At 74.2% G+C, this 25,341-nt stretch carries 23 protein-coding genes and 1 riboswitch; of the genes, 16 read left to right on the top strand and 7 right to left on the bottom strand.

Going from position 1 to position 25,341, the window contains the following annotated elements:
• Positions 1 to 52: 52 nt before the first annotated feature.
• Positions 53 to 1,219, bottom strand: a complete 1,167-nt coding sequence (locus AC0OO9_RS10760) for a hypothetical protein (RefSeq protein ID WP_484517148.1) — start codon at positions 1,217 to 1,219, stop codon at positions 53 to 55.
• Between the two features lie 150 nt (positions 1,220 to 1,369).
• Here AC0OO9_RS10760 and AC0OO9_RS10755 point away from each other — a divergent pair, with 150 nt between their 5' ends.
• Genes AC0OO9_RS10755 through AC0OO9_RS10745 form a run of 3 tightly spaced genes read left to right on the top strand, consistent with a single transcriptional unit; the run spans position 1,370 to position 4,688 of the window.
• Positions 1,370 to 1,975 (top strand): class I SAM-dependent methyltransferase, encoded by a 606-nt coding sequence (locus tag AC0OO9_RS10755; protein ID WP_484517147.1) that lies wholly within the window; start codon positions 1,370 to 1,372, stop codon positions 1,973 to 1,975.
• Positions 1,976 to 2,015: 40 nt separating this feature from the next.
• Entirely contained in the window at positions 2,016 to 3,695 is a 1,680-nt protein-coding gene (locus AC0OO9_RS10750) for an ATP-binding cassette domain-containing protein (protein ID WP_132230915.1), read from the top strand.
• Positions 3,696 to 3,725: 30 nt separating this feature from the next.
• Positions 3,726 to 4,688, top strand: coding sequence for an aldo/keto reductase (locus AC0OO9_RS10745; RefSeq protein ID WP_484517146.1), 963 nt, complete (start codon positions 3,726 to 3,728; stop codon positions 4,686 to 4,688).
• A gap of 171 nt (positions 4,689 to 4,859) precedes the next feature.
• On the opposite strand, the gene AC0OO9_RS10740 is transcribed toward AC0OO9_RS10745, so the two are convergent.
• On the bottom strand, positions 4,860 to 5,765 hold the full coding sequence (locus AC0OO9_RS10740) for a DUF559 domain-containing protein (RefSeq protein ID WP_484517145.1): 906 nt from the start codon (positions 5,763 to 5,765) through the stop codon (positions 4,860 to 4,862).
• A gap of 122 nt (positions 5,766 to 5,887) precedes the next feature.
• Positions 5,888 to 5,996, top strand: a riboswitch (TPP riboswitch).
• Here AC0OO9_RS10740 and thiE point away from each other — a divergent pair.
• The 7 genes from thiE to thiC all read left to right on the top strand — a co-directional run bounded on the left by thiE (position 5,991) and on the right by thiC (position 11,893).
• A complete protein-coding gene (gene thiE, locus AC0OO9_RS10735) occupies positions 5,991 to 6,617 on the top strand; it encodes a thiamine phosphate synthase (RefSeq protein WP_484517144.1) in 627 nt (208 codons plus the stop codon). (Overlaps the previous riboswitch by 6 nt.)
• Positions 6,611 to 7,720 (top strand): glycine oxidase ThiO, encoded by a 1,110-nt coding sequence (thiO, locus tag AC0OO9_RS10730; RefSeq protein WP_484517143.1) that lies wholly within the window; start codon positions 6,611 to 6,613, stop codon positions 7,718 to 7,720. Before thiE ends, thiO begins: the two co-directional genes overlap by 7 nt.
• Positions 7,711 to 7,911, top strand: a complete 201-nt coding sequence (thiS, locus tag AC0OO9_RS10725) for a sulfur carrier protein ThiS (protein ID WP_132230919.1) — start codon at positions 7,711 to 7,713, stop codon at positions 7,909 to 7,911. Before thiO ends, thiS begins: the two co-directional genes overlap by 10 nt.
• Positions 7,912 to 7,915: 4 nt before the next feature.
• A complete protein-coding gene (locus AC0OO9_RS10720; protein ID WP_484517142.1) occupies positions 7,916 to 8,686 on the top strand; it encodes a thiazole synthase in 771 nt (256 codons plus the stop codon).
• A gap of 125 nt (positions 8,687 to 8,811) precedes the next feature.
• The gene (locus AC0OO9_RS10715; protein WP_484517916.1) at positions 8,812 to 9,498 is read left to right on the top strand and encodes a thiamine phosphate synthase; all 687 of its coding nucleotides are present in this window, start codon (positions 8,812 to 8,814) and stop codon (positions 9,496 to 9,498) included.
• Positions 9,495 to 10,283 carry a bifunctional hydroxymethylpyrimidine kinase/phosphomethylpyrimidine kinase gene (gene thiD / locus AC0OO9_RS10710; protein ID WP_484517141.1) on the top strand — a complete coding sequence of 263 codons (789 nt, stop codon included), beginning with the start codon at positions 9,495 to 9,497 and terminating at the stop codon, positions 10,281 to 10,283. Before AC0OO9_RS10715 ends, thiD begins: the two co-directional genes overlap by 4 nt.
• 17 nt (positions 10,284 to 10,300) lie before the next feature.
• Positions 10,301 to 11,893, top strand: a complete 1,593-nt coding sequence (thiC, locus tag AC0OO9_RS10705; RefSeq protein ID WP_484517140.1) for a phosphomethylpyrimidine synthase ThiC — start codon at positions 10,301 to 10,303, stop codon at positions 11,891 to 11,893.
• 117 nt (positions 11,894 to 12,010) lie between these two features.
• Here thiC and AC0OO9_RS10700 read toward each other — a convergent pair whose 3' ends face one another.
• The 4 genes from AC0OO9_RS10700 to AC0OO9_RS10685 all read right to left on the bottom strand — a co-directional run bounded on the left by AC0OO9_RS10700 (position 12,011) and on the right by AC0OO9_RS10685 (position 16,707).
• On the bottom strand, positions 12,011 to 14,593 hold the full coding sequence (locus AC0OO9_RS10700; protein ID WP_484517139.1) for a hypothetical protein: 2,583 nt from the start codon (positions 14,591 to 14,593) through the stop codon (positions 12,011 to 12,013).
• Between the two features lie 76 nt (positions 14,594 to 14,669).
• Positions 14,670 to 14,972: a cupin domain-containing protein gene (locus tag AC0OO9_RS10695; protein ID WP_088998381.1), complete on the bottom strand. Its 303-nt coding sequence runs from the start codon at positions 14,970 to 14,972 to the stop codon at positions 14,670 to 14,672.
• A complete protein-coding gene (locus tag AC0OO9_RS10690) occupies positions 14,969 to 15,919 on the bottom strand; it encodes an LLM class F420-dependent oxidoreductase (protein ID WP_484517915.1) in 951 nt (316 codons plus the stop codon). The genes AC0OO9_RS10695 and AC0OO9_RS10690 overlap by 4 nt, the downstream gene beginning before the upstream one ends.
• Positions 15,920 to 15,921: 2 nt before the next feature.
• Positions 15,922 to 16,707 carry an ABC transporter ATP-binding protein gene (locus AC0OO9_RS10685; protein ID WP_484517138.1) on the bottom strand — a complete coding sequence of 262 codons (786 nt, stop codon included), beginning with the start codon at positions 16,705 to 16,707 and terminating at the stop codon, positions 15,922 to 15,924.
• 266 nt (positions 16,708 to 16,973) lie between these two features.
• On the opposite strand from AC0OO9_RS10685, the gene AC0OO9_RS10680 reads away from it, so the two are divergent.
• Entirely contained in the window at positions 16,974 to 18,005 is a 1,032-nt protein-coding gene (locus AC0OO9_RS10680; protein WP_484517137.1) for an ABC transporter substrate-binding protein, read from the top strand.
• A gap of 98 nt (positions 18,006 to 18,103) precedes the next feature.
• Positions 18,104 to 18,949, top strand: a complete 846-nt coding sequence (locus AC0OO9_RS10675; RefSeq protein WP_484517136.1) for an ABC transporter permease — start codon at positions 18,104 to 18,106, stop codon at positions 18,947 to 18,949.
• A 109-nt stretch (positions 18,950 to 19,058) separates the two neighbouring features.
• Here AC0OO9_RS10675 and AC0OO9_RS10670 read toward each other — a convergent pair whose 3' ends face one another.
• Complete coding sequence (locus tag AC0OO9_RS10670) at positions 19,059 to 20,240, bottom strand: ABC transporter substrate-binding protein (protein ID WP_484517135.1); 1,182 nt, start codon at positions 20,238 to 20,240, stop codon at positions 19,059 to 19,061.
• Between the two features lie 445 nt (positions 20,241 to 20,685).
• Here AC0OO9_RS10670 and AC0OO9_RS10665 point away from each other — a divergent pair, with 445 nt between their 5' ends.
• The 4 genes from AC0OO9_RS10665 (at position 20,686) to AC0OO9_RS10650 (ending at position 25,323) form a co-directional block, all read left to right on the top strand.
• Positions 20,686 to 23,862, top strand: a complete 3,177-nt coding sequence (locus AC0OO9_RS10665; RefSeq protein ID WP_484517134.1) for a sensor histidine kinase — start codon at positions 20,686 to 20,688, stop codon at positions 23,860 to 23,862.
• Positions 23,859 to 24,266 carry a roadblock/LC7 domain-containing protein gene (locus tag AC0OO9_RS10660; protein ID WP_067359650.1) on the top strand — a complete coding sequence of 136 codons (408 nt, stop codon included), beginning with the start codon at positions 23,859 to 23,861 and terminating at the stop codon, positions 24,264 to 24,266. Before AC0OO9_RS10665 ends, AC0OO9_RS10660 begins: the two co-directional genes overlap by 4 nt.
• An 87-nt stretch (positions 24,267 to 24,353) precedes the next feature.
• Positions 24,354 to 24,719, top strand: a complete 366-nt coding sequence (locus AC0OO9_RS10655) for a DUF742 domain-containing protein (RefSeq protein WP_088998388.1) — start codon at positions 24,354 to 24,356, stop codon at positions 24,717 to 24,719.
• Positions 24,700 to 25,323, top strand: coding sequence for a GTP-binding protein (locus AC0OO9_RS10650; protein WP_088998389.1), 624 nt, complete (start codon positions 24,700 to 24,702; stop codon positions 25,321 to 25,323). Before AC0OO9_RS10655 ends, AC0OO9_RS10650 begins: the two co-directional genes overlap by 20 nt.
• The last annotated feature ends 18 nt before the right edge of the window (positions 25,324 to 25,341 follow it).

Genomic DNA, 25,341 nt, shown 5'->3' with positions numbered 1-25,341 from the left:
TACGCGGCCGTGGCCCACGTACCCGTTGCGCGCGTTCGCCGCCGCGGCCCGGTCAGTCGCCCCCGTCCTGCCTGCCGGTGTCGCTCGCGCCCTCGTCGGTCGGCTGGCCGGCCGTGCCGCCGTCCGCCCGGCGCTCCAGCACGCCCCGATTGAGGTGCAGCTCGATCATGTCGAAGAGGATCTCCCGGGCCTTCGTGTCGCCGGACCCGATCGTCTCGCCGTCGCTGCGGGTGACCACCGCGTACGCGAGGTAGTGGCCGCGCACCTGCCAGCCGACGCGGGCCGGCGCGGTGGCGATCGCCGCGCTCTCGTCGTCGGCCGCCATGCCCCGGAACCGGCCCTCCCGCTCGTCGAGCAGCAACCGGATCCGGTCCCGGGCGCGTTCGGCGTTGGCCCGGTCGGTCAGGTTGAACAGGCCGGTGGTGACGAGGTGGCCGCCGTCGGGCGTCCGCAGCGTGGCCCGGACCACCTGGGTGCAGCCGAGGCGGACCAGCAGGTCGGCGACCTCACCGGTGGCCGCCACCGCGCAGGCGGCGCTGGACTGGCTCTTCAACACCTTGTAGGCGGGCTCCCCGTCCGCGACGACGAGCTGCTTGCCGGGGAAGAGCTCCTTGGCGGTCAGCGGCGCCTGGTCGGTGTCCCGCGAGTCGAGCGGCTGCGCCCCGACGTCGGCGGACTCGGCCGCCTCCGGTTGGGACGTGGGCGTGTTCTGCGGCGTCCCGTTGCGCTCGGCCAGCAGGGCGGCGGCACCGAGGCCGCAGAGCGCCAGCAGCGCGAGGACGGCCGCGCCGCCGACCACGACCTGCCACCACCTGCCGCCGCCACCCCGCTGCGACCGCTCGGCTGACGGCGGCGGCTCGACCGGCGTGGCCGACTCGACCGGCGGATAGGCCTCGACCGGCGCGGGCGGCCGGGCCGGCGACTGCCCCTCGGCGGGCGCCCGCACATGGGCGGACGGCGGCGGCGACACCTGCGCCGCGGCGTGGACCGGCTCCGGCGCGGCGGCGGGCGGCGGCGACACCTGCACCGCGGCGCGGACCGGCTCCGGCGCGGCGGAGGGCAGCACGACCCGGTTGGCGCGGGGCAGCGACGGCGTCGGGAAGCGGGACGGGGAGGGGCCGGCGGGGGGAGGCGGACCAGCACCGAGCACCGGCCCGTCGGACCCGGGCTCCGGGTACTCCATGAATGCGTCCTCATCGGACTCGTACCGATACACCATGCCGCCCAGAGTAGGAGGCATTGTCCCTTTAGGTGTGAATAATGGGAAATTGTGGGCGGAGTCGTTTCGGCTCGTGCTGGGCACCGGCGCCGGGCCGGGCCGGGTCGGGTCCGCGACGGCGTGGCCGGCGGCGGTGCGAGAATTGCCGGCGTGACCGGCGAACACTACTTCACCGTTGAGCCCACGACCGCCGCCAACCCGCGCGAGGTCGAGTTCTCCGTCGCCGGCCGCGACTACACCCTGGCATCCTCCGCCGGCGTCTTCTCCGCCGCCCGCCTCGACCCCGGCACGGCCGTGCTGCTGCGCAAGGCCGACCTGCCGGCCACCGACACCACCGGCGCCCTGCTCGACCTCGGTTGCGGCTTCGGCCCGATCACCTGCGTACTCGCGGATTCCGCCCCCACGGCGACCGTGTGGGCCGTCGACGTCAACGAACGGGCCCGGGAGCTCACCGCGGCCAACGCCGCGCGGGTCGGCGCGGCCGACCGGGTACGCGTCGCCGCGCCGGACGACGTACCCGCCGAGCTGACCTTCGCCGAGATCTGGTCCAACCCCCCGATCCACGTCGGCAAGGACGAACTGCACGCGATCCTGCTGCGCTGGCTGCCGCGCCTCGCCCCGGACGGCGTCGCCTGGCTGGTGGTGGCCCGCTACCTCGGCGGGGACTCGTTGCAGCGCTGGCTGGTCGAACAGGGCTGGCAGGTGGGGCGCCACGCTAGCCAGAAGGGCTACCGCGTGCTGCGGGTCACCCGGTAATTGGTTGGGCCGCCCGGCGGTGCTCGGGCAGGATGCCGGCGTGGGATACGTGGACGTGGCAGCGGTCGGGCACATCCTTCCCGACGGCCGGGAACTCTTCTCCGACGTGTCGTTCCGGGTCGGGGAGGGCGCCAAGGTGGCCCTGGTCGGGCCGAACGGCGCGGGCAAGACGACGTTGCTGCGGATGGTCGCCGGCGACCTGCCGGTGAAGACCGGCGCGATCGCGCGCGCCGGCGGGCTGGGCGTGATGCGCCAGTTCATCGGGATGATCGGCGACGAGTCGACGCTGGCCGACCTGGCCCTGTCGCTGGCGCCGCCCGCGCTGCGCGACGCCGGCCGCCGGCTGGTCGAGACCGAGGGGGCCATGCGCGCCGCCGAGGTCCGCGGCAAGTACAGCACCGCCGCCGGCAAGGCCCAGCTGGCGTACGCGGACGCGCTCGCGGCCTGGGGCGAGGTCGGCGGGTACGACGCCGAGGTGCTCTTCGACACGGTCGCCACCATCGTGCTCGGCCTGCCCTGGGAGAGCGCCCGGGAACGGCCCGTCCGGACCCTCTCCGGCGGCCAGCAGAAGCGCTTCGCCCTCGAACTGCTGCTGCGCGGCCCCGACGAGGTGCTGCTCCTCGACGAGCCGGACAACTTCCTCGACGTGCCCGGCAAACGGTGGCTGGAGGGGCGGCTGCGGGAGTCGACCAAGTCGGTGCTCTACGTCTCGCACGACCGGGAACTGCTCGCCCAGACCGCCGACCGGGTGGTCGCCGTGGAGGGCGGCAGCGCCTGGGTGCACCCGGGCGGCTTTGCGAGCTGGCACTCCGCCCGGCTGGCCCGGCACGCCCGCCTCGACGAGCTGCGCAGGCGGTGGGACGAGGAGCACCAGAAGCTGCGCGAGCTGATGCTGATGTACAAGCAGAAGGCCGCGTACAACGACGGGCTCGCCTCGCGCTACCAGGCCGCGCAGACCCGGTTGCGCAAGTTCGAGGAGGCCGGGCCGCCGCCCGTACCGCCGAAGGACCAGGACATCCGGATGCAGCTCACCGGCGGGCGGACCGGCAAGCGCGCGGTGATCTGCGAGCAGCTGGAGCTCGACGGCCTGACCTTCCCGTTCGACCTGGAGATCTGGTACGGCGACCGGGTCGCGGTGCTCGGGGCCAACGGCACGGGCAAGTCGCACTTCCTGCGGCTGCTCGCCCGGGGCGGCACCGACCCCGACCCGGCCAACGGACCGGTCGACGGCGCTGCCGCGCTCGCGCCGGTGGTGCACGACGGGGTGGCCCGGCTCGGCGCGCGCGTGCGCCCCGGGCACTTCTCGCAGACCCACGACCGGCCGGAACTGATGACGAAGACCCTCGTCGAGATCCTCTGGCGGGGCGACGAGCACCGGACCGGCATGGACCGGCACGCCGCGATGGCGGCGCTGAGCCGGTACGAGCTGGCCGGGCAGGGCGACCAGCGCTTCGGCACGCTCTCCGGTGGTCAGCAGGCGCGCTTCCTGGTGCTGCTGCTGGAGCTGTCCGGCGCGACGCTGCTGCTGCTCGACGAGCCCACCGACAACCTCGACCTGGCCTCGGCGGAGGCGCTGGAGGCCGGGCTGACCGCGTTCGAGGGGACGGTGGTGGCGGTGACCCACGACCGCTGGTTCACCCGCACCTTCGACCGGTTCGTGCTCTTCCGGGGCGACAACGAGGTGGTGGAGACACCCGAGCCGGTCTGGGACGTGGCGTGATCCCCACCGACCCGGATCGGCCGGCATAGGGTGGATCTCGTGACTGAGATGACCTACCGCCGGTTGGGCGACTCCGGGCTCGTGGTGTCCGTGGTCGGCGTCGGCTGCAACAACTTCGGCCGCAAGCTCGACCTCGACGGCACCCGGGCGGTGGTCGACGCCGCGCTCGACGCCGGGATCAACTTCTTCGACACCGCCGACATCTACGGAGAGCCGCAGGGCGGCTCCGAGGAACTGCTGGGCCAGGCGCTCAAGGGCCGGCGCGACGACGTGGTGGTGGCCACCAAGTTCGGCATGGACATGAACGGCATGAACGGCCCCGACTTCGGCGCCCGGGGCGCCCGCCGCTACATCGCCCGGGCGGTGGAGGCGTCGCTGCGTCGGCTCGGCACCGACCACATCGACCTGTACCAGATGCACGAGCCGGACCCGGGCACCCCGATCGACGAGACGCTCGCCGCGCTCGACGACCTCGTCCGCGCCGGCAAGGTCCGCTACCTGGGCAACTCCAACTTCGCCGGCTGGCAGATCGCCGACGCCGACTGGGTGGCCTCGTCGAACGGCCGGTCCCGGTTCATCAGCGCACAGAACCACTACAGCCTGCTGGAGCGCGGCGTCGAGGCCGAGGTGGTGCCGGCCTGCGAGCGCTTCGGCCTCGGGCTGCTGCCGTTCTTCCCGCTCGCCAACGGGCTGCTCACCGGCAAGTACAAGCGCGACGAGAACCCGCCGGCAGGCAGCCGCCTGGCCGGTGGCGGCCGGTACGCCGAACGGCTCGCCGCCGCCGACTGGGACACCATCGAGGCGATCGAGGCGTACGCCGCCGAACGGGGGCTGTCGATGCTCCAGGTGGCGATCGGCGGGCTGGCCGCCCAGCCGGCGGTGACCTCGGTGATCGCCGGCGCCACCACGCCCGAGCAGGTACGCGCCAACGCGGCGGCGGGCACCTGGCAGCCCACCGACGAGGACCTCGAAGCCCTGCGCGCAACCTTCTGAGCGCTCACCCTTGCCCGGGCTGCCACGGGTGGAACACCACAGACCCTTCCGGCCCCGGGAGACGTGCTTGGTGTTCCACCCGTCGGCATTGCTCGTCGTTGTAGTGGGGTGGTGCCGGAGCGGACGTGCCCGCCGCTGGGGTCGAACCGTCAGGGCTGTCACCGAGGGCGGTCAGGCGGAGGCGTGGCGTTCGCGGAGGGCGGCGGTGACGAGGCGTACCGTCCGGTTCCGGTTTCGGAGCACGTCGTCGGCGGTGAAGCGGAGGACGATCCAGCCGGCCGCGCGCAGCGCGTTCAGGCGGGCGACGTCCTGCCGGAACTGGACGCGCTCCCGGTGGTGGTCGCCGTCGTACTCGACCGCGACACGCAGCGTCGGCCACGCCAGATCGACCCGGCCGACCAGCCGCCCTCGGGAGTCGCGAACGTCGTGCTGCGCCGTGGGTGGAGGCAGGCCGCTGTCGAGCAGGAGCAACCGCAACCGGGTCTCCATCGGCGACTCGCTCAGGGGCTCGGCCAACGCCAGCACCTCCCGCAGCAGTGGCAGTCCGGGCCAACGACGACGAGCGTCGGCGTAGGCCCGTAGGGCCGGCAGCCCAATCACCCGACGGTGCATCAGCGCGTCGACGGCCACCAGAGCCTCGGCGCGCGGAGCCTGTCGCCCGAGATCGAACGCCGTCCGCAGTGGTGTGGTGACCGGTAGGCCGGTGAAGCAGGTCAGGTCGCCTTCCGGCAGGTGCGAACGGGTGACCGACAGTCGGGGATGCGGACGCAGTCTCGCCGAGCGAGGCAGGAGGACACTGACCGGCGCGTCCCGGGCCAACAGGTCGACGCCCCACAGGTACGCGGCACTCGTTCCGGCGATCGCGGCGCCAGCGGGCAGGAGGAGGGCCACCGCATCGCACCAGAGCCGATGGTCAGGTGCGCGCAGCGCGTCACGGTGCACGTACACGTCGGGCAGCAGGCGTTGCCAGGCCGAAGCGCGCAGCATGGCGCGGGTCAGGAGGCCGTCGGCGATGGCGGCGCTGGCCCGGAACGGCAGGAAGGCCAGGCGGGGTGGTACCCGGGCGGCGGAGGGCATCCGGACAGCATCGCGTGACGGGACGGTCACCCGCCGCCCCGTCCCTCGGCTTCGGGCGGTCGATGTGAAATCCGCGTCCCGACCTTGGCGGATCCGGCGATCCGTCGTACGGTGACACCCGCAAGTGACCCACGGGAGCCCGGTGGACCGGGCTGAGAGGGGGGCTGTCAGCCCCCGACCGTCGAACCTGATCCGGGTAATGCCGGCGCAGGGAGGAGTGTTGCCGTGCCGTCCCTCGGGCGACTGCATCTCATCACCGACACCCGACCCGGGCGGGAGCCGCTCACCGTGCTGCGGGCCGCCCTCGCGGTGGCCCGGGCGGAACTGGTCGTGCAGGTCCGCGTGGAGGACGACGCCACCGACCGGGAGGCGTACGACCTGACCCGCCGGGTGGTCGCGCTCTGCGCCCCGTACGACGTCACCTGCCTGGTGAACGACCGGCTGCACGTGGCGTTGGCGGCGGGTGCCGCCGGCGGGCACGTCGGCGCGGACGACCTGCCGGTGGGGGCGGCCCGCCGGGTGCTCGGCGCGACCGCCGTGCTCGGCGCCACCGCCCGTGAGCCGGGGACGGCCGCCGAGGCGGTCGCCGCCGGGGCCAGTTACCTGGGCGTGGGCCCCTGCCACGCCACCGGCACCAAGGCGGGGCTGCCGGCGCCGATCGGCCCGGCGGGGGTACGCGCCGTCGCCGACGCCGTGGACGTGCCCGTCGTCGCGATCGGCGGCGTGACCGCCGCTCGGGTGCCCGCGCTGCTGACCGCCGGGGCGTACGGGGTGGCGGTGGTGGGGGCGCTCTCCGGGGCGGCGGATCCGGGTCGGGCGACGGCGGAGCTGCTGGGAGCGCTGGGGTGCTGAACCGACCGGACGTCGCCGTGGTGGGGGCGGGGCCGGTCGGGCTGGCGGTCGCCTGGCGCTGCGCGCAGCGCGGACTGCGGGTCGTCGTGCACGATCCCGCCCCGGGCTCCGGCGCGTCCCACGTCGCCGCCGGGATGCTCGCGCCGGTCGCGGAGGCGTACTTCGGCGAGCACGAGCTGACCGGGCTGCTGACCGCCTCCGCCGCCCGCTGGCCGGCCTTCGCCGCCGAGTTGACCGCCGCCGCCAGCGTGGACGTCGGCTACCGGACCGAGGGCACGCTGATGGTCGGGCTCACCGCCGACGACCTGGCCGAGGCGCGCCGGTTGTGGGCGTACCAGCAGGGGATCGGACTGCCGGTGACGCCGCTGCGCCCGTCGGCGCTGCGGGACCGCGAGCCGGCGCTGGCGCCCCGGGTGCGCGGCGGCGCGTTCGCCGCCACCGACCACCAGGTCGACCCGCGCCGGCTCGTGCCCGCGCTGCGCACGGCCGCCGAGCGGGCCGGCGCCACGCTGGTGCCCGCCGCCGTGCGCTCCCTGTCCGACGTGGACGCCGGGGTCACCGTGGTCGCGGCCGGCTGCGGCGCGGCGGCCCTGACGGGGCTGCCCGTGCGGCCGGTGAAGGGGCAGGTGGTCCGGCTCCGCGCGCCCGGCGGCGGCGCGCCGGGCTTCCGGCACGTCATCCGGGGGTACGCCGACGGCGAGCACGTCTACCTCGTGCCCCGCGCCGACGGGGAGGTGGTGGTGGGCGCGACCGTCGAGGAGCGCTCCGACACCGACGTGTCCGCCGGGGCGGTGCTGCGCCTGCTCCGCGCCGCCGTCGACCTGCTGCCCGAGCTGGCCGAGTACGACCTGGTGGAGACGCTCGCCGGCCTGCGCCCCGGCACCCCCGACAACGCCCCGATCCTCGGCCCGCTGCCCGGCCGGCCCGGCGTGCTCGCCGCCACCGGACACCACCGGCACGGCATCGTGCTCACCCCGGTCACCGCCGACCTGATCGCCGAGCTGGTCGTCACGGGTGCGGCGGACCCACTGCTCGCCCCCTTCAGCCCGGCCCGGTTCGGTCACGACTTGTCCGCATCCGAGGAGGAGCACACGTGGAACTGACGGTGAACGGTGCCGGGCGTAGCCTGCCCGGCGGCTCGACCGTGGCGGACCTGGTCCGCGCGGTCACCGACCAGCAGCGCGGCCTCGCTGTCGCGGTCAACGGGGAGGTGGTGCCGCGTACGGGCTGGCCGGCGACCGTGCTGCGCGACGGCGACCGCGTCGAGGTGCTCAGCGCCGCCCAGGGCGGGTGACGCGGTGAGCTTCGACCTGGGCGGCGTGAGCTTCACGTCCCGGCTGATCCTCGGCACCGGCGGCGCGGCCAACCTGCGCGTGCTGGAGGACGCCATCCGTGCCTCCGGCACCGAACTCGTCACCCTGGCCCTGCGTCGCGTCGACACCGCCCCCGGCACCGCCGGCGGGCTGCTGGACCTGCTGGACCGCTGCGGCGTACGGCTGCTGCCGAACACCGCCGGCTGCTACACGGCGGGCGAGGCGGTCAAGGTGGCGCACCTGGCCCGGGAGGCGTTCGGCACGGACTGGGTGAAGCTCGAGGTGATCGGCGACGAGCGCACGCTGCTGCCCGACGGGGTGGAGCTGCTGCGCGCCGCCGAGGAACTCGTCGACGACGGGTTCGTGGTGTTGCCGTACACGTCGGACGACCCGATCCTGGCGCGCCGGTTGGCCGACGTCGGCTGCGCGGCGGTGATGCCGGCGGGCGCCCCGATCGGCTCCGGCCTGGGCGTGTCGAACCCGCACCACATCCGGCTGATCCGGCAGGGCGTCGACGTGCCGGTGATCCTGGACGCCGGCATCGGCACCGCCTCGGACGCGGCGCTGGCCATGGAGCTGGGCTGCGACGCGGTGCTGCTCGCCAGCGCCGTCACCCGCGCCGCCGACCCGGTGGCGATGGCAACCGCGATGCGGTACGCGGTCGAGGCGGGGCGGCTCGCGTACCGGGCGGGCCGGATCGCCCGTCGATTCCACGCGCTCGCCTCCACCCCGGACGAGGGACGGCCGGACCTGTGACCCGCCCCGCCCCCCTCACCACCCGGCCCGCAGCTGTCGCGTCGACTCCGCCCCCGGCCGGCGCGCCAGCTTCGGATTTGGATCTTGGTAGGGAAGAGCTCCTGGAAGGGCCGTTTCCTACCAAGATCTCGGGCGGGCCGGACGGCGTCCTGCTGCTGACCGACCGGCGGCAGGCTCGGCGGCCGTTGGCCGAGGTCGTTGCCGGGGCGGTGGCCGGGGGAGTGCGGTGGGTGCTGCTGCGGGAGAAGGACCTCCCGTGGGCCGAGCGCGTCGCCCTCGCCACCGAGCTGCGCGCGATCCTCGCCGAGGCGGGCGGCACCCTGGTCGTCGCCGGTCCCGACCCGCTCGACGGCGACGCGGTGCACCTGCCGTCGGCAGGGCCGTACCCACCGCCGCGCCTCGGCCTGGTGGGCCGCTCCTGCCACGACCTGGCGGAGCTGGCGCGACTGACCACCGAGGACTACGCGACCCTCTCGCCCGTCTACCCGACCAGCACCAAGCCCGGCTACGGCCCACCCCTGCGCCCGGACGGGCTCAGCACGCTGATCGCGGCCAGCCTCGTGCCGGTCCTGGCGCTCGGCGGAGTGCAGAGCCCGGACCAGGTGGCCGCCTGCGTCGAGGCGGGAGCCGTCGGCGTGGCGGTGCTCGGCGCGATCATGCGAGCCGACGACCCCGAGGCGGCAGCGGCCACCCTGACGGCAGCCGCCAACGCGGCGAGCCGGACCGGGCACGGTCGGCCGCAGCCCTCAGCCGCGACTACCCCGCAGGCCCGGCGCGAGATCCCGTACGCCATCACGGAAGAGGAACGATGACCCCGACGACCGTGCTCACCATCGCCGGCTCCGACTCCGGCGCCGGTGCCGGCATCCAGGCCGACCTGAAGGTCTTCGCGGCCCTCGGCGCGTACGGCACCAGCGTGCTCACCGCAGTCACCGCGCAGAACACGAGGGGCGTCGACGCCGTGCTGCCGCTGCCGCCCCGCACCGTCACCGAGCAGCTGGACAGCGTGCTCGCCGACTTCACCGTCCGCGCCGTCAAGACGGGGGTGCTCGGCACCCCGGCGGTCGCCGACGCGGTGGCGGGCGCCGCCAGGGACGGCCGGCTGCCGCACCTCGTCGTCGACCCGGTGCTCGTCGCCACCAGCGGGCACCGGCTGGGCGTGGTCGCCGCGGTGGAGCGGCTGCTGCCGTACGCGCAGGTGGCGACGCCGAACTGCGCGGAGGCCGCGGCCATCACCGGACGCCCGGTGACCACGGTCGAGGAGATGGTGGCCGCCGCCGAGGCGCTGGCCGCCGGCGGGCCGGCGCACGTGGTGGTGACCGGCGGCGACGTGGACGCCGACGGTGAGGCGGTCGACGTGCTGCACGGGGGCGGCGTCACCACCCTGCTCCGCGCGCCGCGGGTCGACACCCGGCACAACCACGGCACCGGGTGCTCGTTCTCGGCGGCGATCGCGGTCCGGCTGGCGCGCGGCGACGAGGTGCCGACGGCGGTCGCCGCCGCCAAGGAGTACGTCCTCCGCGCGCTGACCGGCGCGCGGCACTGGGAGCTGGGCGCGGGACGCGGCCCGCTGGACCACTTCGGCTGGTCCGCTTGATCACCAGGGAGGCTGTCATGCAGGCACGTCGCAAGGTTTACGTGGAGGGGTCCCGGCCGGACGTGCGGGTGCCGTTCGCCGAGGTGGAACTGACCGGCGACAACCCGCCGCTGCGGCTCTACGACACCTCGGGTCCCGGCTCCGACCCGGAGGTCGGGCTGCCGCCGCTGCGTGCGGGGTGGATCGCCGAGCGCGGCGACGTCGCACCGGTGCGGGGCGCGGGCACGCCGCTCGCGGGCGCGGACGGCCGCCGCCCCACCCAGCTCGCGTACGCCCGGGCGGGCGTGGTGACGCCGGAGATGGAGTTCGTGGCGGTGCGGGAGGGGATGGCGCCGGAGTTCGTCCGGGACGAGATCGCCGCCGGGCGGGCCGTGCTGCCGCTCAACGTCAACCACCCCGAGTGCGAGCCGGCCATCATCGGCAAGGCGTTCCTGGTGAAGGTCAACGCCAACATCGGCACCTCGGCGGTCTCCTCTTCCGTCGCCGAGGAGGTGGAGAAGCTGACCTGGGCCACCCGGTGGGGCGCGGACACCGTGATGGACCTGTCGACGGGGAAGCGGATCCACGAGACCCGCGAGGCGATCGTGCGGAACTCGCCGGTGCCGATCGGCACCGTGCCGATCTACCAGGCGCTGGAGAAGGTCGGCGGCGACCCGGTGAAGCTGAGCTGGGAGGTGTTCCGGGAGACCGTGATCGAGCAGGCAGAACAGGGCGTCGACTACATGACGGTGCACGCCGGGGTGCTGCTGCCGTACGTGCCGCTGGCGGTGGACCGGGTGACCGGGATCGTGTCGCGGGGCGGCTCGATCATGGCGGCCTGGTGCCTGGCGCATCACGAGGAGAACTTCCTCTACACGAACTTCGCCGAGCTGTGTGCGCTGCTCGCGCGCTACGACGTGACGTTCTCGCTGGGTGACGGGCTGCGCCCCGGCTCGATCGCGGACGCCAACGACGAGGCGCAGTTCGCCGAGCTGCGCACTTTGGGCGAGCTGACGAAGGTCGCCTGGGAGCACGACGTGCAGGTGATGATCGAGGGCCCGGGTCACGTGCCCATGCACAAGATCAAGGAGAACGTGGACCTCCAGCAGGAGTGGTGCCACGAGGCGCCGTTCTACACCCTCGGCCCGCTGACCACCGACATCGCCCCCGCGTACGACCACATCACGTCGGCGATCGGCGCCGCGATGATCGGCATGTTCGGCACCGCGATGCTCTGCTACGTGACCCCGAAGGAGCACCTGGGACTGCCGGACCGCGACGACGTGAAGGCCGGCGTGATCGCGTACAAGATCGCGGCGCACGCGGCCGACCTGGCCAAGGGGCACCCGGGCGCGCAGGCGTGGGACGACGCGCTCTCCAGGGCGCGGTTCGAGTTCCGCTGGGAGGACCAGTTCAACCTGTCGCTGGACCCGGAGACCGCGCGCTCGTACCACGACGCGACCCTGCCGGCGGAACCGGCGAAGACCGCCCACTTCTGCTCGATGTGCGGCCCGAAGTTCTGCTCCATGAAGATCACCCAGGAGCTGAAGGAGTACGCGGCGCGCGGCATGCAGGACAAGTCGGAGGAGTTCCTCTCCTCCGGCGGCCGGGTCTACCTGCCGCTCGCCTGAGCGGCGCGACCGGGCGTCCGACGACGACGCCCGTCCCCGCCGACGTTCGGGAGAAAGGGGCGGGCGTCCCCCCCCCGGCTCCGGTCACCCCGGGCGGGGCGGGCGTCGCCCGGTCGGTCAGTCGCGGTGGTGGCGACCGGTGGAGCGCAACGACCGCCGGCCGCTCTCCTGCTCGGGTTCGTTGTCCGGGACCGGCTTGCTGAGGCCGGTGACCCAGTCCACGTACTCCTCGTCCTGCGCCGCCAACGGCTCGGGCCCCCGGTCGGTCGGGGCGTCCTCGGCCCGGGGCCGGTTGCGGCGGAACAGGCCCAGCCGGCCCCGGCCCCGCCCGGTGGGCTGCTCGGCCTCGGCGGGCGACGCGGAGCCGGGCCCCGGCGCCTCCGCCCGGGCGGTGGGGATGCCGTTCTCCGGCGCGGCGTCGACGGGCGCTGGGACGGGACCTCCCCGTCGTGCGGTGGCGAGCGCCTCCCAGTTCGCGGCCCGGGCCAGGTCGGGCATCGGGGCCCGGTGGCGGGGCCGGGGCGTCGGGTCGGGGGCAGGTTCTGTGGCCGGCTGCGCCGCCTCGGCGGTGCCGTCGGCCTGGGGCCGGGGCGAGACGGGCCAGGGCGGGGCGGGCGGGGGCGCGGTGCCGGCGTCCGGCCCGACGGCCCGGCCGGGAGCCGCCTCGCCGTCCGCCGTGAAGAGCGGCACGGCGCGGTGGCCGCTGTCGTCCGGCCCCGGTACGCCGGAACCCGCAACGGCCGCGCCGCCGGGCGCGGCGTCGGCCGCGGCACCGGACTCGGGACCGGTCGTGCTGCTGGGCTTGGCGTCGGTCGTGCTGCCGGACCCGGCCCCGGTCGTTTCGCCCAACCCGGACCCGGCGTCGGTCGTGTTGCCGGACCTGGCCCCGGTTGTGACGTGGGGCTCGGACCTGGCCGTGTTGTGGGGCTCGGACCCGGTCGTGTTGTCGAGCGTGGTGCCGGTCGCGGTGTCGGGGCCGGTTCCGGCTGGGGCACCGGGCTGGGGGCTGGTCGTCGTGTTGGGTGCGGTCGTGCCGGTCGTGGTGTCGGGCGCGGCGGAGGCGTCCGGGGACGGCGACGACATCGCCGAGCCGGGTGCGGTGGCCCCGGTCTCGGGGGCGCCCGTGGCGACGGGTACCGGGCCCGCACCCTCCGGTGCCGTGGTGGCGGCGGGCTGGCGCGTCGAGCGGGGCTTACGGGTGCGGCGGGGCTTGGGCGCGTTCGGGACACCCCGCGGGTCGGCGACCGCTTCTGCCGGCTGGCCTGCGGGTGTGGGCCCCTCGGCCGGCTGTGTTGGTCCCTCTGCCGGCTGGCCTGTGGGCGTCGCCGCCCCGGCCGGCTGTCCGTCGGGCGCCGCCACCCCGGCCGGCTGTGCCACGGTCGTCGCCCCTCCGGTCGACCGTTCGGCGGGCGTCACCTCCCCGGCGGGCTGCGCGTCGGGCGCCGTCTTCCCGGCCGGCGGCGCCTCGTCGGCGACCGGTGCGGCCGGGACGGTCGGGGTTGCTGGGACGCTGTTGCCGGGAGCCGAGGCCGACGGTTCGGCCGTCCACGCGGGAACCCCGCTCGCCCCGATGTCGGCGGCGGGAGCCGGGACGGTTCCTCCGTCGGCGGGCCAGTCCCAGTGCGGGGGCACGGCCCGGGGTGCCGCGCCGTCGCCGGTCGCGGCGGTGACCGCGCCGGAGCCCGTACCGCCGCCGGCCTGGTCGGCGACGACCAGGGTGGCGCCGGCCAGGTCGACCGTCTCCGGCTCGTCGCTGTTGGTGGGCGCTGCGGTGTGCGGCAGGGCCGGACCGGTGGGCAGCGGCCGGAGGATGTCGGTCGGCTCGATGGCCCCGGTGGGGGCGGTGCGCGCGACGAGCGGCCAGCGCAGCAGCGCGGCCGCGGCCGAGCCGAGCGCGCCGACGGCCACCGCGAGCAGCGCCGCGTAGTACGGCGTGAGTTGGTAGCGGTCGGCGGTGTCACCCGGGCCGGCGGTCAGGTAGGCGAACGCGACCAGCGCCGGTCCCGCCACCCCCGTCGCGCCGCTGACCAGCGGCGGGTGGCCCCGCCACCGGGCCAGCCCGCCGGTCGCCGCGCCGGCCAGCAGCGCCACCAGCGGCAGGACCACCAGGGCCAGCCCCTGCACCGCGCCGGCGTCGAGCGACGCCGGCTCCAGCACCCCCAGTCGTACGGTGTCGAACGGGCCGGTCGAGACCAGGGACGGGGCCACCGAGACCAGGGCCAGCAGCCAGACCGCGCCCGCGATCGCCGCCACGTTCCATCCCACCGGCGGCTGGAGCAGGACGGCGACGGCGGCGCCCGCACCCACCAGCGCACCGAGGACCGCGCAGATGCCGACGGCCCAGACCGGGTCCATCGAGACGAGTTCGGCCGCCCGGGCCGGCTGCATGCAGAGCGGCGCGACGACGGTGGCGCCCAGCGCGGCGGCGCCGGCGACGGCGAGCAGGCGCCCGGTGCCGGCCAGCCCGCCGTCCCGGCGGGCCAGACGCTCGGTGAGCACCGCGCCCACCACGGCGGCGTTCGCCGCGAACCAGCCCGCCCAGACGAGCTGGGCCGGCCACTGGTTGACGGTGGCGCCGGTGAAGGTGCCGGAGAGCCGGACGATGCCGAAGCCGAAGGCGATGCCGAGCTGACCGGCCCCGGCCAGCAGGCTCACCCCGAGCGCGGTGAGCAGCAGTCTGCCCCAGGTCCGAAAGGCCATGTCCGGCACGTTACGCACCTGTTGACCAGGCCGCCACCGGCGCGCCGCGAGCGGGGGGCGACCCGCCGGCCGGCGGTTACTTCAGTTCGACCAGCCGGGCCAGGTACGTCGTGTCGCCCACGTTGGTCAGCATGTGCACGGCGCCCGGATCCCGGTAGACCACCCCGCCAGTCGGCTCGTCGGCGTCGATGAGGGTGCCGTCGATCGTCTGTACGACGTTCTTCGCGCCCTGGATCGCCACCACGAGGTACGGGTGGTCGTGCCGGTGCAGCGGCTGCCGCTCGCCCGGCTCCAGCCGGATGTGCCAGACGCGGACGCGGTCGTTCTCGTACACGATCTCCTGGCCCACGGGGCCGAGTTCGAGGTGTGCGTCGGTCATCGGGTTCCGTCCAGTCGGGGGAGCACCTCGGCGGCGATGAGCTCCAGGTGGTCGAGGTCGGCGAAGTCGACCAGGCGCAGGTGCACCCGGGTGGCGCCGACGGCGGCGAACTCGCCGATCCGGTCGACGAGCTGCGCGGGCGAGCCGACCACCGCGTCCTCCGGCGGCAGCGCGCTCGTGACGTGCAGCGGGGCGGCGCGGCGTTGTGCCTCGGCGTCGGTGCGGCCGATCGCCACCACGATGCCGGCGGAGAGGGTGAGCGGGGCGCGTCCCGACTCGGCCCGGCCGGCCCGGTCGCAGGCCTCCCGCACCCGCTCGTACGCGGCGGCGGTCTCCGCGACCGTCTTGAACGGCATGTTGAACTCGTCGGCGTACCGGGCGGCGAGGTCGGGGGTGCGCTTCGGGCCGCGTCCGCCCACGATGACCGGTGGGCCGGGCACCTGCACCGGCTTCGGCAGGGCGGGGGCGTCCACCAGTCGGTAGTGGTCGCCGGTGAAGCTGTACGTCTCGCCCGGCGGCGTCCGCCACAGCCCGGTGACGATCTCCAACTGCTCGGCCAGCCGGTCGAAGCGCTCGCCGACGCCGGGGAACGGGATGCCGTGGGAGGTGTGCTCGCGTTCGTACCAGCCGGCGCCGATGCCGAGGTCGACCCGGCCGCCGCTCATCTGGTCCACCTGGGCCACCATCACGGCCAGCGGGCCGGGCAGCCGGAAGGTGGCGGAGGTGACCAGGGTGCCGAGCCGGATCCGGCTGGTCTCGCGGGCCAGCGCGGCCAGCGTCAGCCAGGCGTCGGTCGGGCCGGGCGGCGCGGGCTCGTCACCCATCGCCTGGTAGTGGTCGGCGCGGAGGAAGCCCTCGAAGCCGCCGTCCTCGGCCAGCCGGGCGAAGCGGAGCTGGTCGTCGTAGCTGGCGCCCCGGTGAGGCTCGGTGAAGACGGTGACCCGAATGCTCATCGTGTTTCCGCGCCGGCTGTCGCCGGCAGGTCCCGCTCCATGAGGAGTTCGTGCAGGTCGGCGCTGACCCGGGCGACGTCCGCCAGGTGCGCGTTGCGGCCGAGGGTGCGCGGTCGCGGGATGTTCACGTCGACCACCTTGCGGATCCGGCCGGGGCGGGGGCTGAGTACGACCACCCGGTCGGCCAGCAGCACCGCCTCGTCGATCGAGTGGGTGACGAAGACGACGGTGGCCCCGGACGTCATGTGTACGCGCTGCAACTCGCCGGAGAGCTCCTCGCGGGTGAGCGCGTCGAGCGCGGAGAACGGCTCGTCCATCAGCATCACCCGGGGCTCGCCGATCAGCGACCGGCACAGCGAGACCCGCTGCTGCATGCCGCCGGAGAGTTCGTGCGGCAGCCGCTTCTCGAAGCCGCCCAGCCCGGCGAGTTCCAGCAGTTGCCGGGCCCGGTCGCGGTGCTTGGCCCGCTTCCAGCCGAACATCTCGACCGGCAGCAGGACGTTGTCCAGGACGGTGCGCCAGGGGAGCAGGGCCGGCCGCTGGAAGAGCATCGCGATGTCCGGGCGGGGCCTGGTGATCGGGGCGCCGGCCACGGTGATGCTGCCCTCGCTGACCGGGAGCAGGCCGGCGATCAGCCGCAGCATCGTGGACTTGCCGCAACCGGAGCGGCCGAGTATGGCGACGAATTCGCCCGCCGCCACGTCGAGGTCGATGCCGCGCAGCGCCTCGACCCGGCCGCTGCGGCCGTCGAAGGTGCGGGACACTCCGGAAAGCTTGATCATCTCCGGCGACCTCCTGAGTGGGCGATCAGCGATCGCGGGCCAGGGTAACCGCCTGGTGTGGACGACACGACGTCCGGGGTGGAAGCGAGGATTTTTCCGTAACGAAACCCATACGCCGGGCATTGTCGGGGCCGGTTTCTCGTACGCTGTGCCAGCTAAGAGTCCCCTCACGACGGTTGGTGCCGGCCCAACCCCTCGGCCGGCCCGCCAGACAACCCCCTCCGGCGGCGGCGCGCCGCTCCGGTCGGAAAGGACATGGTGCACTGATGAGAAGGCTGACCCGTACGGTCGCTGCCGTTGCGCTGGCCACCGCCCTCGCCCTGGTCTCCGGGTGCAGCGGCGACTCGGACTCCGGCGCCGACGCCAAGGGCGGCAACGGCGCGGCGTTGGAGAAGGTGACCTACCTCACCTCGTTCGGCAACTTCGGCCGTGACTCCTACGCCTGGGTCGCTAAGGAGAAGGGCTTCTTCAAGGAGGCCGGGTTCGACGTCGACATCAAGCCGGGTCAGGGCACCAACGCCGTGATCGGGACAATCGTCGGCGGCCAGGCCCAGTTCGGTCCGATCGACCTCACCGGCGGTCTGCTCCAGCTCGGCGGCGGCCAGGCCAAGGACTTCGTCGCGGTCGCCGCGATCCAGCAGCGCACCATGGCCGCCATCGCCACCGTCGAGGGCAAGGGCATCGCGTCGCCGAAGGACCTGGAGGGCAAGAAGCTCGCCGACACCGAGGGCTCCGTCGTGCGCAACCTCTTCCCGACGTACGCCCGGATGGCCGGCGTGGACGCCAGCAAGGTGCAGTGGGTACCCGGTCAGGCGCAGGCCCTGATGGGCATGCTCGGCTCCGGCACCGTGGACGGCATCGGCCAGTTCGTCGTCGGCCAGCCCACGATCGAGACGGTGACGAAGCAGAAGGCCGTCATGCTGCCCTACAGCAACGTGATGCAGGACCTCTACGGCAACGTGCTGATCACCTCCTCCAAGATCGCCAAGGAGAAGCCGGAGATGGTCAAGCGGTTCACCGGGGCCCTGTTGAAGGGCCTGGACTACGCGCTGACCAACCCGCAGGAGGCGGGCGAGCTGCTGAAGAAGAACGTCGACGCCGCCAACCCCGCCGCGGCCGCCGCCGAGCTCCAGCTCATGGCCGGCTACGTGCGCTCCAACAACTCCGGCACCCAGCTCGGCACCCTGGACAGCGGCCGGGTCGCCAAGAGCATCGCGATCCTGCAGGGCGCCGGCGCGCTCAAGCAGAACATCACCCCCGACCAGATCATCGACTTCAGCCTCGCGCCGAAGGCCTGACAGCCGCCCACCGTGGCACGGGGGTGCGGTCGACCGGGGTGACCCGGTGGACCGCACCCCCGTCGCGTGCCGGCCAAGCCGGCAGGAGAGGAGATTCCGTGACGGAGACGACCGGTACCCGGTCCGTCCGCACCGGGACGGAGCCCGCGCCCCGGCCCGCGGCCCCGCGCCGCTCCGGCGTACGCCCGGCGGCCGTCGGGCTGCCGCTGCTCGGCGCGGTGATCACGCTGGCCGCCTGGTGGCTGGTCACGTCGGGCCTGCAACTGGTGCACCCGGTGTCGCTGCCCCCGCCGCAGGCGGTGTGGAAGGCGCTGGTCGCGGGCGCCGACGTGCTGATGCCGGCGCTGGGCGTCACCACCACGATGACAGTGGTCGGCTTCCTGCTGTCGGCGGTGGCCGGGGTGCTGATCGGGATGGCCCTGGCCGGATCCCGCCGCGTCGAGCGGATGTTCGCGCCGCTGCTGGTGGCGGTCAACGCGGTGCCGAAGATCGCCCTCGGGCCGCTGCTGGTGGTCTCGGTCGGCTGGGGTACGAAGCCGATCCTGACCATGGTGTTCCTGCTCTGCTTCTTCCCGGTCGTGCTCTCCACGGCGACCGGTCTCACCACCACCCCCAACGACCTGGCCGAGCTGGCCCGGTCGCTGAACGCCTCGTGGTGGCAGGCGTTCCGCAAGGTGCGCTTCCCCGCCGCGCTGCCGCAGATCTTCGTCGGGCTCAAGGTGGCGATGCCGTTGGCCGCGATCGGCGCGGTGATCGGCGAGTTCTACTCCGACAAGCCGGGGCTGGGCTACCAGATCCTGCAGTACAACGGCGTGGGGGACACCGCGACCGCCTGGGCGGCGATCGTGCTGATCGCGCTGATGAGCATCCTGCTCTACAGCGCACTGTCCCTGGTCGAGCGGCTCGCCCTGCCGTGGGTCCGCGCCACCACGTCGGCCCGCTGACCCGTCGCAACGGTCGATGGTGTGGCCCGCCGGGGTACGGCGGGCCACACCGACGCGCTGGTCCGACGCGGTGCCGTGCGCCGGATCCCGTCCACCACCGACCGGACGGTCAGCCCGCGAGGCGCCAGCGGCCGTTGCGCGCGACCAGGGTGGTGAGGGCCTGCGGCATCAGGCCGGAGTGGTTGTCCGGGGTCATCCGGATCGGCCCGGAGAGGCCGTCCAGCTGGGTCGTCTCCAGCACGTTGCGGACGCCGTCCCGGTCGACCTCGCCGGGCTCGCCGCCCGAGCGGAGTTCGGCGTCGGCGATGAGCTGCACGGCATCGGCGGCGAACGACGAGGATCCGTTGTAGCCGCCGAAGCGGGCGGTGTAGTCCTGGAACCACTGGCGGCGGGCCGCCTTGGCCGGGGTGGTGGCGATGACGTCGTCGATCACCATGGTCTGGGTGAAGACCAGCGTGGTGCGTTCGGTCGCCGCGGACGCGGCACCGAGGAAGAGGTCGCCGGCCGCCGACGCGTCGAAGAAGAGCTCGCCCTCGAACTTGGCCTTCTGGGCGGCGGTGGCGGCCAGCGTCGCCTGCTCCGCCGGGGTCCAGACGACCAGCGCGTCCGGCTTCTTGCCGATCAGGCCCTCGACCGGCTTGGCGACGTCGGTGTCGGTGGTGCGCACGGCCTCCTCGCGCAGCAGCTTGACGCCGGCCTTCGCGAACTCGGCGCGCAGCGCGGTCAACCCCTCGCGGCCGTAGGCGTCGTCGCTGTGCAGCACGCCCGCCTTGCGGACGCCCTTGCGGCGCATCTCTCCGACGAGGGCGGCGGCGCTGTCGGCCGCGTTCGGGGAGAGCTTGAACACGTACCGCCGTTCGGCGACCGGGGTGGACACGGCGCTGGAGGCGGCGAGCGCAATGGTGGGAATTCGCTTCTCGTTGATGGTGCGGACGGCGCCGACGGCGCATTCGTTGCAGCCGCCCATGATGATGGCGCTGACTTGGGAATCAGCGCTGAAGTCACCGATGTTGCGCAGCGACTCGCTCGCGTCCGACCGGTTGTCCTTCACCCGTAGCTCGACCTTCCGGCCGTTGAGCGCGCCGGAGGAGTTCAGCTGCTCGACCTTCAGTTCCAGCGCCCGCTGGTACGCCTTGCCGACGGGCGCGGCCGCGCCGGAGAGTTCGAGGTCCGCGGCGATGACGATGGGACTCGTGTCCTGCTCGTCCGCCCCGAACTGGCAGCCGGTGAGCGTGGTGGCCAGCACGGCCGATGCGAGCGCCGCGGCGGTCGCGGAGCGGATGGGGCTCAACTCAGTCCTCCAGATGCGGCCCGGGCGGTACCCGGTCACCGCCGGGTTGTCCGTCCTCAGTAGAGGATCGGGATCGGTCTGCCGTACGGTGTGCGCGAAGCCTGCAAAACCTTGCCAACGCCGGGCCCTGCGGTCAAGCGGAGCCTCGGATGCGTTTCGGGACGCGTATCCCACATGGTGGGGCAACGGGAAGTTTGCAAGCGCTTACTAATACGACACGGATGACCACTCTGGAGTTACATGCCCTGTTCAAGGGCATGGAGAATTGAAGGTATTAGTTGACCGGATCACGGGATGCGAGCCCTCAGACCGTTTCCTACCCCACCGCGACTTCCCAAACAGGATCAGTTCTGATGAAATCGCGGCCGTGCCGCGTGTGGCGCAGTCCGCTGCACCGGGCGCGAGTCGGCGGGGCAGGCGTGGAAGAAACGACGGAGGCGATGTCGTGAGCACCGGACCGACGACCCTGCCCGCGAGTGGCGACACCGAACAGCCCAAGCGGCGTCGGCTGCCCCGGCTCCGCGACGTGCGGATCCGCTCCAAGCTCGCCCTGATCCTGGTCGTGCCGGTCGCCGCGGTGCTCGCGTTGGCCACGGTCCGACTCGTCACCATCGGTGAGAACACCTTCGACGCCAACCAGGCCCGGGCGCTGACGGCGCTCTCCATCGACGTCTCCGCGCTGACGCAGGACCTGCACGCCGAGCGGATGGCCGCCGCCACCTTCCTGTCGACGCCGCAGCAGAAGGCCGACGCCTACAACCTGCGGGTGCGCAGCACCGACGAGCGGGTCGAGGCGTACCGGGCGGAGCGCGGACGGGTCGGTGAGGTGCCGGCCGCCGTACGGGAGCGGCTGGCGACCATCGACGAGCACCTGGAGACGCTCGCCAGCACCCGGCAGGAGGTGCTGGACCGCCAGCAGATGGCGGTCGCCGAGGCGGCGCTGCGCTACGGGATCATCATCACGGACCTGGTCGCGTACGGCGACGGGCTGGCCCAGCTGCCCGGTGACGAGCGGCTCGCGGACGCCCGGCGCGCGGTCGCCGCGTTCGCCCGCGCCAAGGCTGCCGTCGCCGAGGAGCAGTCGGTCGTCTACACCGCTCTTCTCTCCCGCCAGCTCGACGAGGAGCAGTTCTCCTCCTTCGTGGCCACGCTGACCAGCCAGCAGGAGGCGCTGGTCGCCTTCTCCCTGGCCGCCGACCCGACCCAGCGCGCCCTCGTCGACAGCACGGTCTCCGGCGACGCGGTGACCCTCGCCGACCGGGTGGCCGCCGACCTCACCCGCTCGGTCGGGCAGACCTCGCCGGTGACCGCCCAGGACGCCACCGCCGCCATCGGCGCGGTCAACGACCTCATGCGGTGGGCCGAGATCCGGCTCCAGGAGCGGCTGCTCAGCCAGGCCGACCAGGCCCGGTCGGACGTCATCCGGCAGGCCTTCATCGAGACGGGGCTGGTGCTGCTGACCCTCATCGTCGCGGTGACCCTCGCCGTGGTGCTGGCCCGCTCGCTCAACCACTCGCTGCGCCGGCTGCGGGAGGGCGCCCTCTCGGTGGCGAACCACGACCTGCCGGACGCGGTCAAGCGGCTGCAGAACGTCGGCAACGTCGGCGACGGCGGCGTCGAGGAGATCGTCCGGCAGGTACGCGACCCGATCAAGCTCAACAACCGCGACGAGGTGGGCCAGGTCGCGCTCGCCTTCAACGTCGTACACCGCGAGGCGGTCCGGGTGGCGGCCGAGCAGGCCGCGCTGCGTACCAGCGTCTCGGCGATGTTCCTCAACCTGGCCCGCCGCAGTCAGACCCTGGTCGACCGCATGATCGGCGAGCTGGACGCGATCGAGCGCGGCGAGGAGGACCCGAAGCGGCTCGCGCAGCTCTTCGAGCTGGACCACCTCGCCACCCGGATGCGCCGCAACGACGAGAACCTGCTCGTCCTGGCCGGCGCCGACTCGGCCGTGCCGCGCCGCGACGACGCCCTGCTGGTGGACGTGCTGCGGGCCGCGCAGTCCGAGGTGGAGCTCTACAACCGGATCGAGTTCGGCACCGTCGACACCGACATCTCGGTGGCGGCGCACGCGGTCAACGACGTGGTGCGGCTCGTCGCCGAGCTGCTCGACAACGCCACCCGCTTCTCGCCGCCGACCACCACCGTGGTCGCCGACGCCCGACGGATCCGGGACTACGTCCTGATCCAGGTCGAGGACCGGGGCCTCGGCCTGACCGACGACCAGCTCGACTCGCTCAACCGGCGACTGGCCGCCCCGCCGAGCGTCGACGTCGCGGCGTTCCGGCTGATGGGTCTGGCCGTGGTCAGCCGGCTGGCCTCCCGCTACAGCATCCGCGTGGAGCTGCGCCGCAACGTGGAGGGCGGCACCGTCGCCCAGGTGACGCTCCCCGCCGCGACGGTGGTGCTGCCGCCCGTGCACAGCCGGGACCAGCAGATCACCCGCCCCCGGCAGCCGCTCGCGGTCGAGCAGAACCCGCTCACCCCGGCCGGCCTCGGCGAGCCGGCCGGCGCGGGGCGTACCGCCTCGGCCACCCTCACCGACCAGTGGCGGTCCGCCGCCCCGACGCCGTGGCAGGCCCCGGAGCAGGCGCGGGACACCGCGGCCCCGGTGCAGGCCGGTGGCCTGACGTCGCCGCCCCCGGCGGCACCCCCGGCCCGGCCGGCCTTCGCCGGCGGAGTCCCCTCGGTCGGTACGCCGACCGTCGCGTACCCCACGGTCGACGCGCTGCCCAAGCGCGTCCCCGGCGGGGACGCGCAAGCCCCGGGCGCGCCGGCGCTGCCGGTCGGCCCGATCGCCGGCGCGCCGGCCACCGGGCTGTCGGCGGGGTTCGCCGGCTCCGCCCGGGAGACCGGCTTCGGCACCGACCCGGGCGCCGGCCGCGGCCTCGGGGCCGGCCTGGCCGCCACGGCCCCGCCCGCCCCCGCCGCGCCGATCACCCCGCGCGCCGAACTGCCGGCCGAGGCGCCGATCTTCCGGGAGATGGAGGCGGTGTGGTTCCGGTCGCACGGTAACGACGCCACGGCCATCTTCACCCGCCCCGACTTCAGCCAGTCGGCCGCGGCCCAGCAGGCCGCCGGGGCGCCCAGCGCCGCAGCACCCGCCGCCGGGACGCCGGCCGCCGCCCAGCCGGCACCGGCGCAGCCCCGCGCGCCCCGACTGCCCACGCGTACGCCGGGCAGCACCGACACCGCCCCGCTGCCCGTGCAGCCGGCACCGCCGGCGTACACCCCGCCGGCCGCGGCGCGACCCGCCACGCCGGACACACCCCCCGCAGCGCCTCCCGCGGCGCCCCCCGCCGCTCCGGTCGCGGAGCCGCCCCCGGCGGCGCCCGCGTCCGACACGGACGCCTGGCGCACGGCGGCGGACGAGGGCTGGTCCCGGGCCAGCCGGGCGGCGGCCCCCGCCACCGCCGGCACCACCCGCTCGGGGCTGCCCAAGCGGCAGCCGCAGGCACAGCTCGTGCCCGGCGGGATCGAACCCCGGAGCGGCCGCGACCGCAGCCGGCGTACCCCGGACGAAGTTCGGGGCCTGTTGTCGGCCTACCACCGCGGCGTGCAGCGCGGCCGGGCGGCCGGCACGGACCAGGACAGCACCTCGACCAAGGAGACGAGTCGATGAACAGGCCAGCGGCCATGCAGGACATGAGTTGGTTGCTCACCAACTTCGCCGACAGCGTGGCGGGGATCGCCCACGTGGTGGCGGTGTCCGCCGACGGGCTGCTGCTCGCCTCCTCGCGGGACCTGCCCGCGGACCGGGCGGACCAGCTCGCGGCGATCACCTCGGGCGTGGTCAGCCTGACCGAGGGCGCCGCCCGGATGTTCAGCGCCGGCGGTGTGCTCCAGACGGTCATCGAGATGGACAGCGGCTACCTGTTCCTGATGTCGATCAGCGACGGCTCGTCGATGGCCGTGCTGGCGGCCCGCAGCTGCGACGTCGGTCAGGTGGGTTACGAGATGGCGCTGCTGGTCGAGCGCGTGGGTGCGGCGCTGGTGCCGCTGCCCCGGGACGCGGTGCGGTCCTAGCGGGCGCGACGCGCGGACCGTGCGTCGCAGGAACGAGAGGATCCGGTGCCCGACCAGGGGCCCGGCCGGGAGAGGAGGTGATCGTCGATGGACCAACGGCGCGTGGACCCACGTGGTGCGCTGGTACGGCCGTACGCGGTCACCCGCGGCCGGACCGAGGCCCGAATGGACATCGCCCTGGAGGCGGTCCTGACGGCCAGCGCGACCCAGGCTGCGGAGGCCCGCTTCGCGGGGCACGACAAGCACCGCATCGCCACCGTTTGTGAGGGCCGGGCGCAGTCGCTGGCCGAGATCTCCGCGTACACCCGGATGCCGCTGGGCGTCACCCGGGTGCTGGTCGCCGACATGGTGGCCGAGAGCCTGCTGACGCTACACACTGCCGCTCCCGCCGAGGGGTTCGAGGAGCGGATGGAAATCCTTGGAAGGGTGCTAAGTGGACTTCGCAGGCTATGACCCCGCCGGGGCCCGCCGAAACCGGGGAATCATCTCCGCGAAGATCGTGGTCGCGGGTGGCTTCGGCGTGGGCAAGACGACCCTGGTCGGCGCGATCTCGGAGATCACCCCGCTGAGAACCGAGGCGGTGATGACCGCGGCCGGTGTCGGCATCGACGACCCGTCCAAGGTGCCGGGGAAGCAGACCACCACGGTCGCCATGGACTTCGGCCGGATCACCATGGCCGAGGACCTGATCCTGTACCTCTTCGGCACGCCCGGCCAGACCCGGTTCTGGTTCATGTGGGACGAGATCATCAAGGGCGCCGTGGGGGCGGCCGTGCTGGTGGACACCCGCCGGATCACCGACGCCTTCGCGCCGCTGGACTACTTCGAGAACCGCCGGCTGCCGTACGTCGTGGCGTTGAACCGCTTCGACGGCGCGCCGCAGTACGAGCTGGAGGAGGTCCGCGAGGCGCTGGCCATCTCGCCGGACGTACCGCTGGTGCTGACCGACGCCCGGCACCGGGACGCGGTCAAGCAGGTGCTGGTGACCGTCGTGGAGCACGCCATGCTCCGCCTCGAGGCCGAGCACGGCCGGGGCTACCCGGCGCCGGTCGGCTGATCGGGACGGCTTCCGCCT

The sequence above is a fragment of the Micromonospora sp. USAFONa4 genome (assembly GCF_057197825.1).
Note: the sequence above shows the minus strand (reverse complement) of the source record. Positions and strands in the feature narration are given on the sequence as shown.

Coding starts and splice junctions, on each gene's coding strand:
- AC0OO9_RS10740 (WP_484517145.1), bottom strand. CDS start 5,765: ATGCCCTCCGCCGCCCGGGTACCACCCCGCCTGGCCTTCCTGCCGTTC.
- AC0OO9_RS10700 (WP_484517139.1), bottom strand. CDS start 14,593: ATGGCCTTTCGGACCTGGGGCAGACTGCTGCTCACCGCGCTCGGGGTG.
- thiD (WP_484517141.1), top strand. CDS start 9,495: ATGACCCCGACGACCGTGCTCACCATCGCCGGCTCCGACTCCGGCGCC.
- AC0OO9_RS10655 (WP_088998388.1), top strand. CDS start 24,354: ATGGACCAACGGCGCGTGGACCCACGTGGTGCGCTGGTACGGCCGTAC.
- AC0OO9_RS10760 (WP_484517148.1), bottom strand. CDS start 1,219: ATGGTGTATCGGTACGAGTCCGATGAGGACGCATTCATGGAGTACCCG.
- thiC (WP_484517140.1), top strand. CDS start 10,301: ATGCAGGCACGTCGCAAGGTTTACGTGGAGGGGTCCCGGCCGGACGTG.
- AC0OO9_RS10660 (WP_067359650.1), top strand. CDS start 23,859: ATGAACAGGCCAGCGGCCATGCAGGACATGAGTTGGTTGCTCACCAAC.
- AC0OO9_RS10680 (WP_484517137.1), top strand. CDS start 16,974: ATGAGAAGGCTGACCCGTACGGTCGCTGCCGTTGCGCTGGCCACCGCC.
- AC0OO9_RS10695 (WP_088998381.1), bottom strand. CDS start 14,972: ATGACCGACGCACACCTCGAACTCGGCCCCGTGGGCCAGGAGATCGTG.
- AC0OO9_RS10685 (WP_484517138.1), bottom strand. CDS start 16,707: ATGATCAAGCTTTCCGGAGTGTCCCGCACCTTCGACGGCCGCAGCGGC.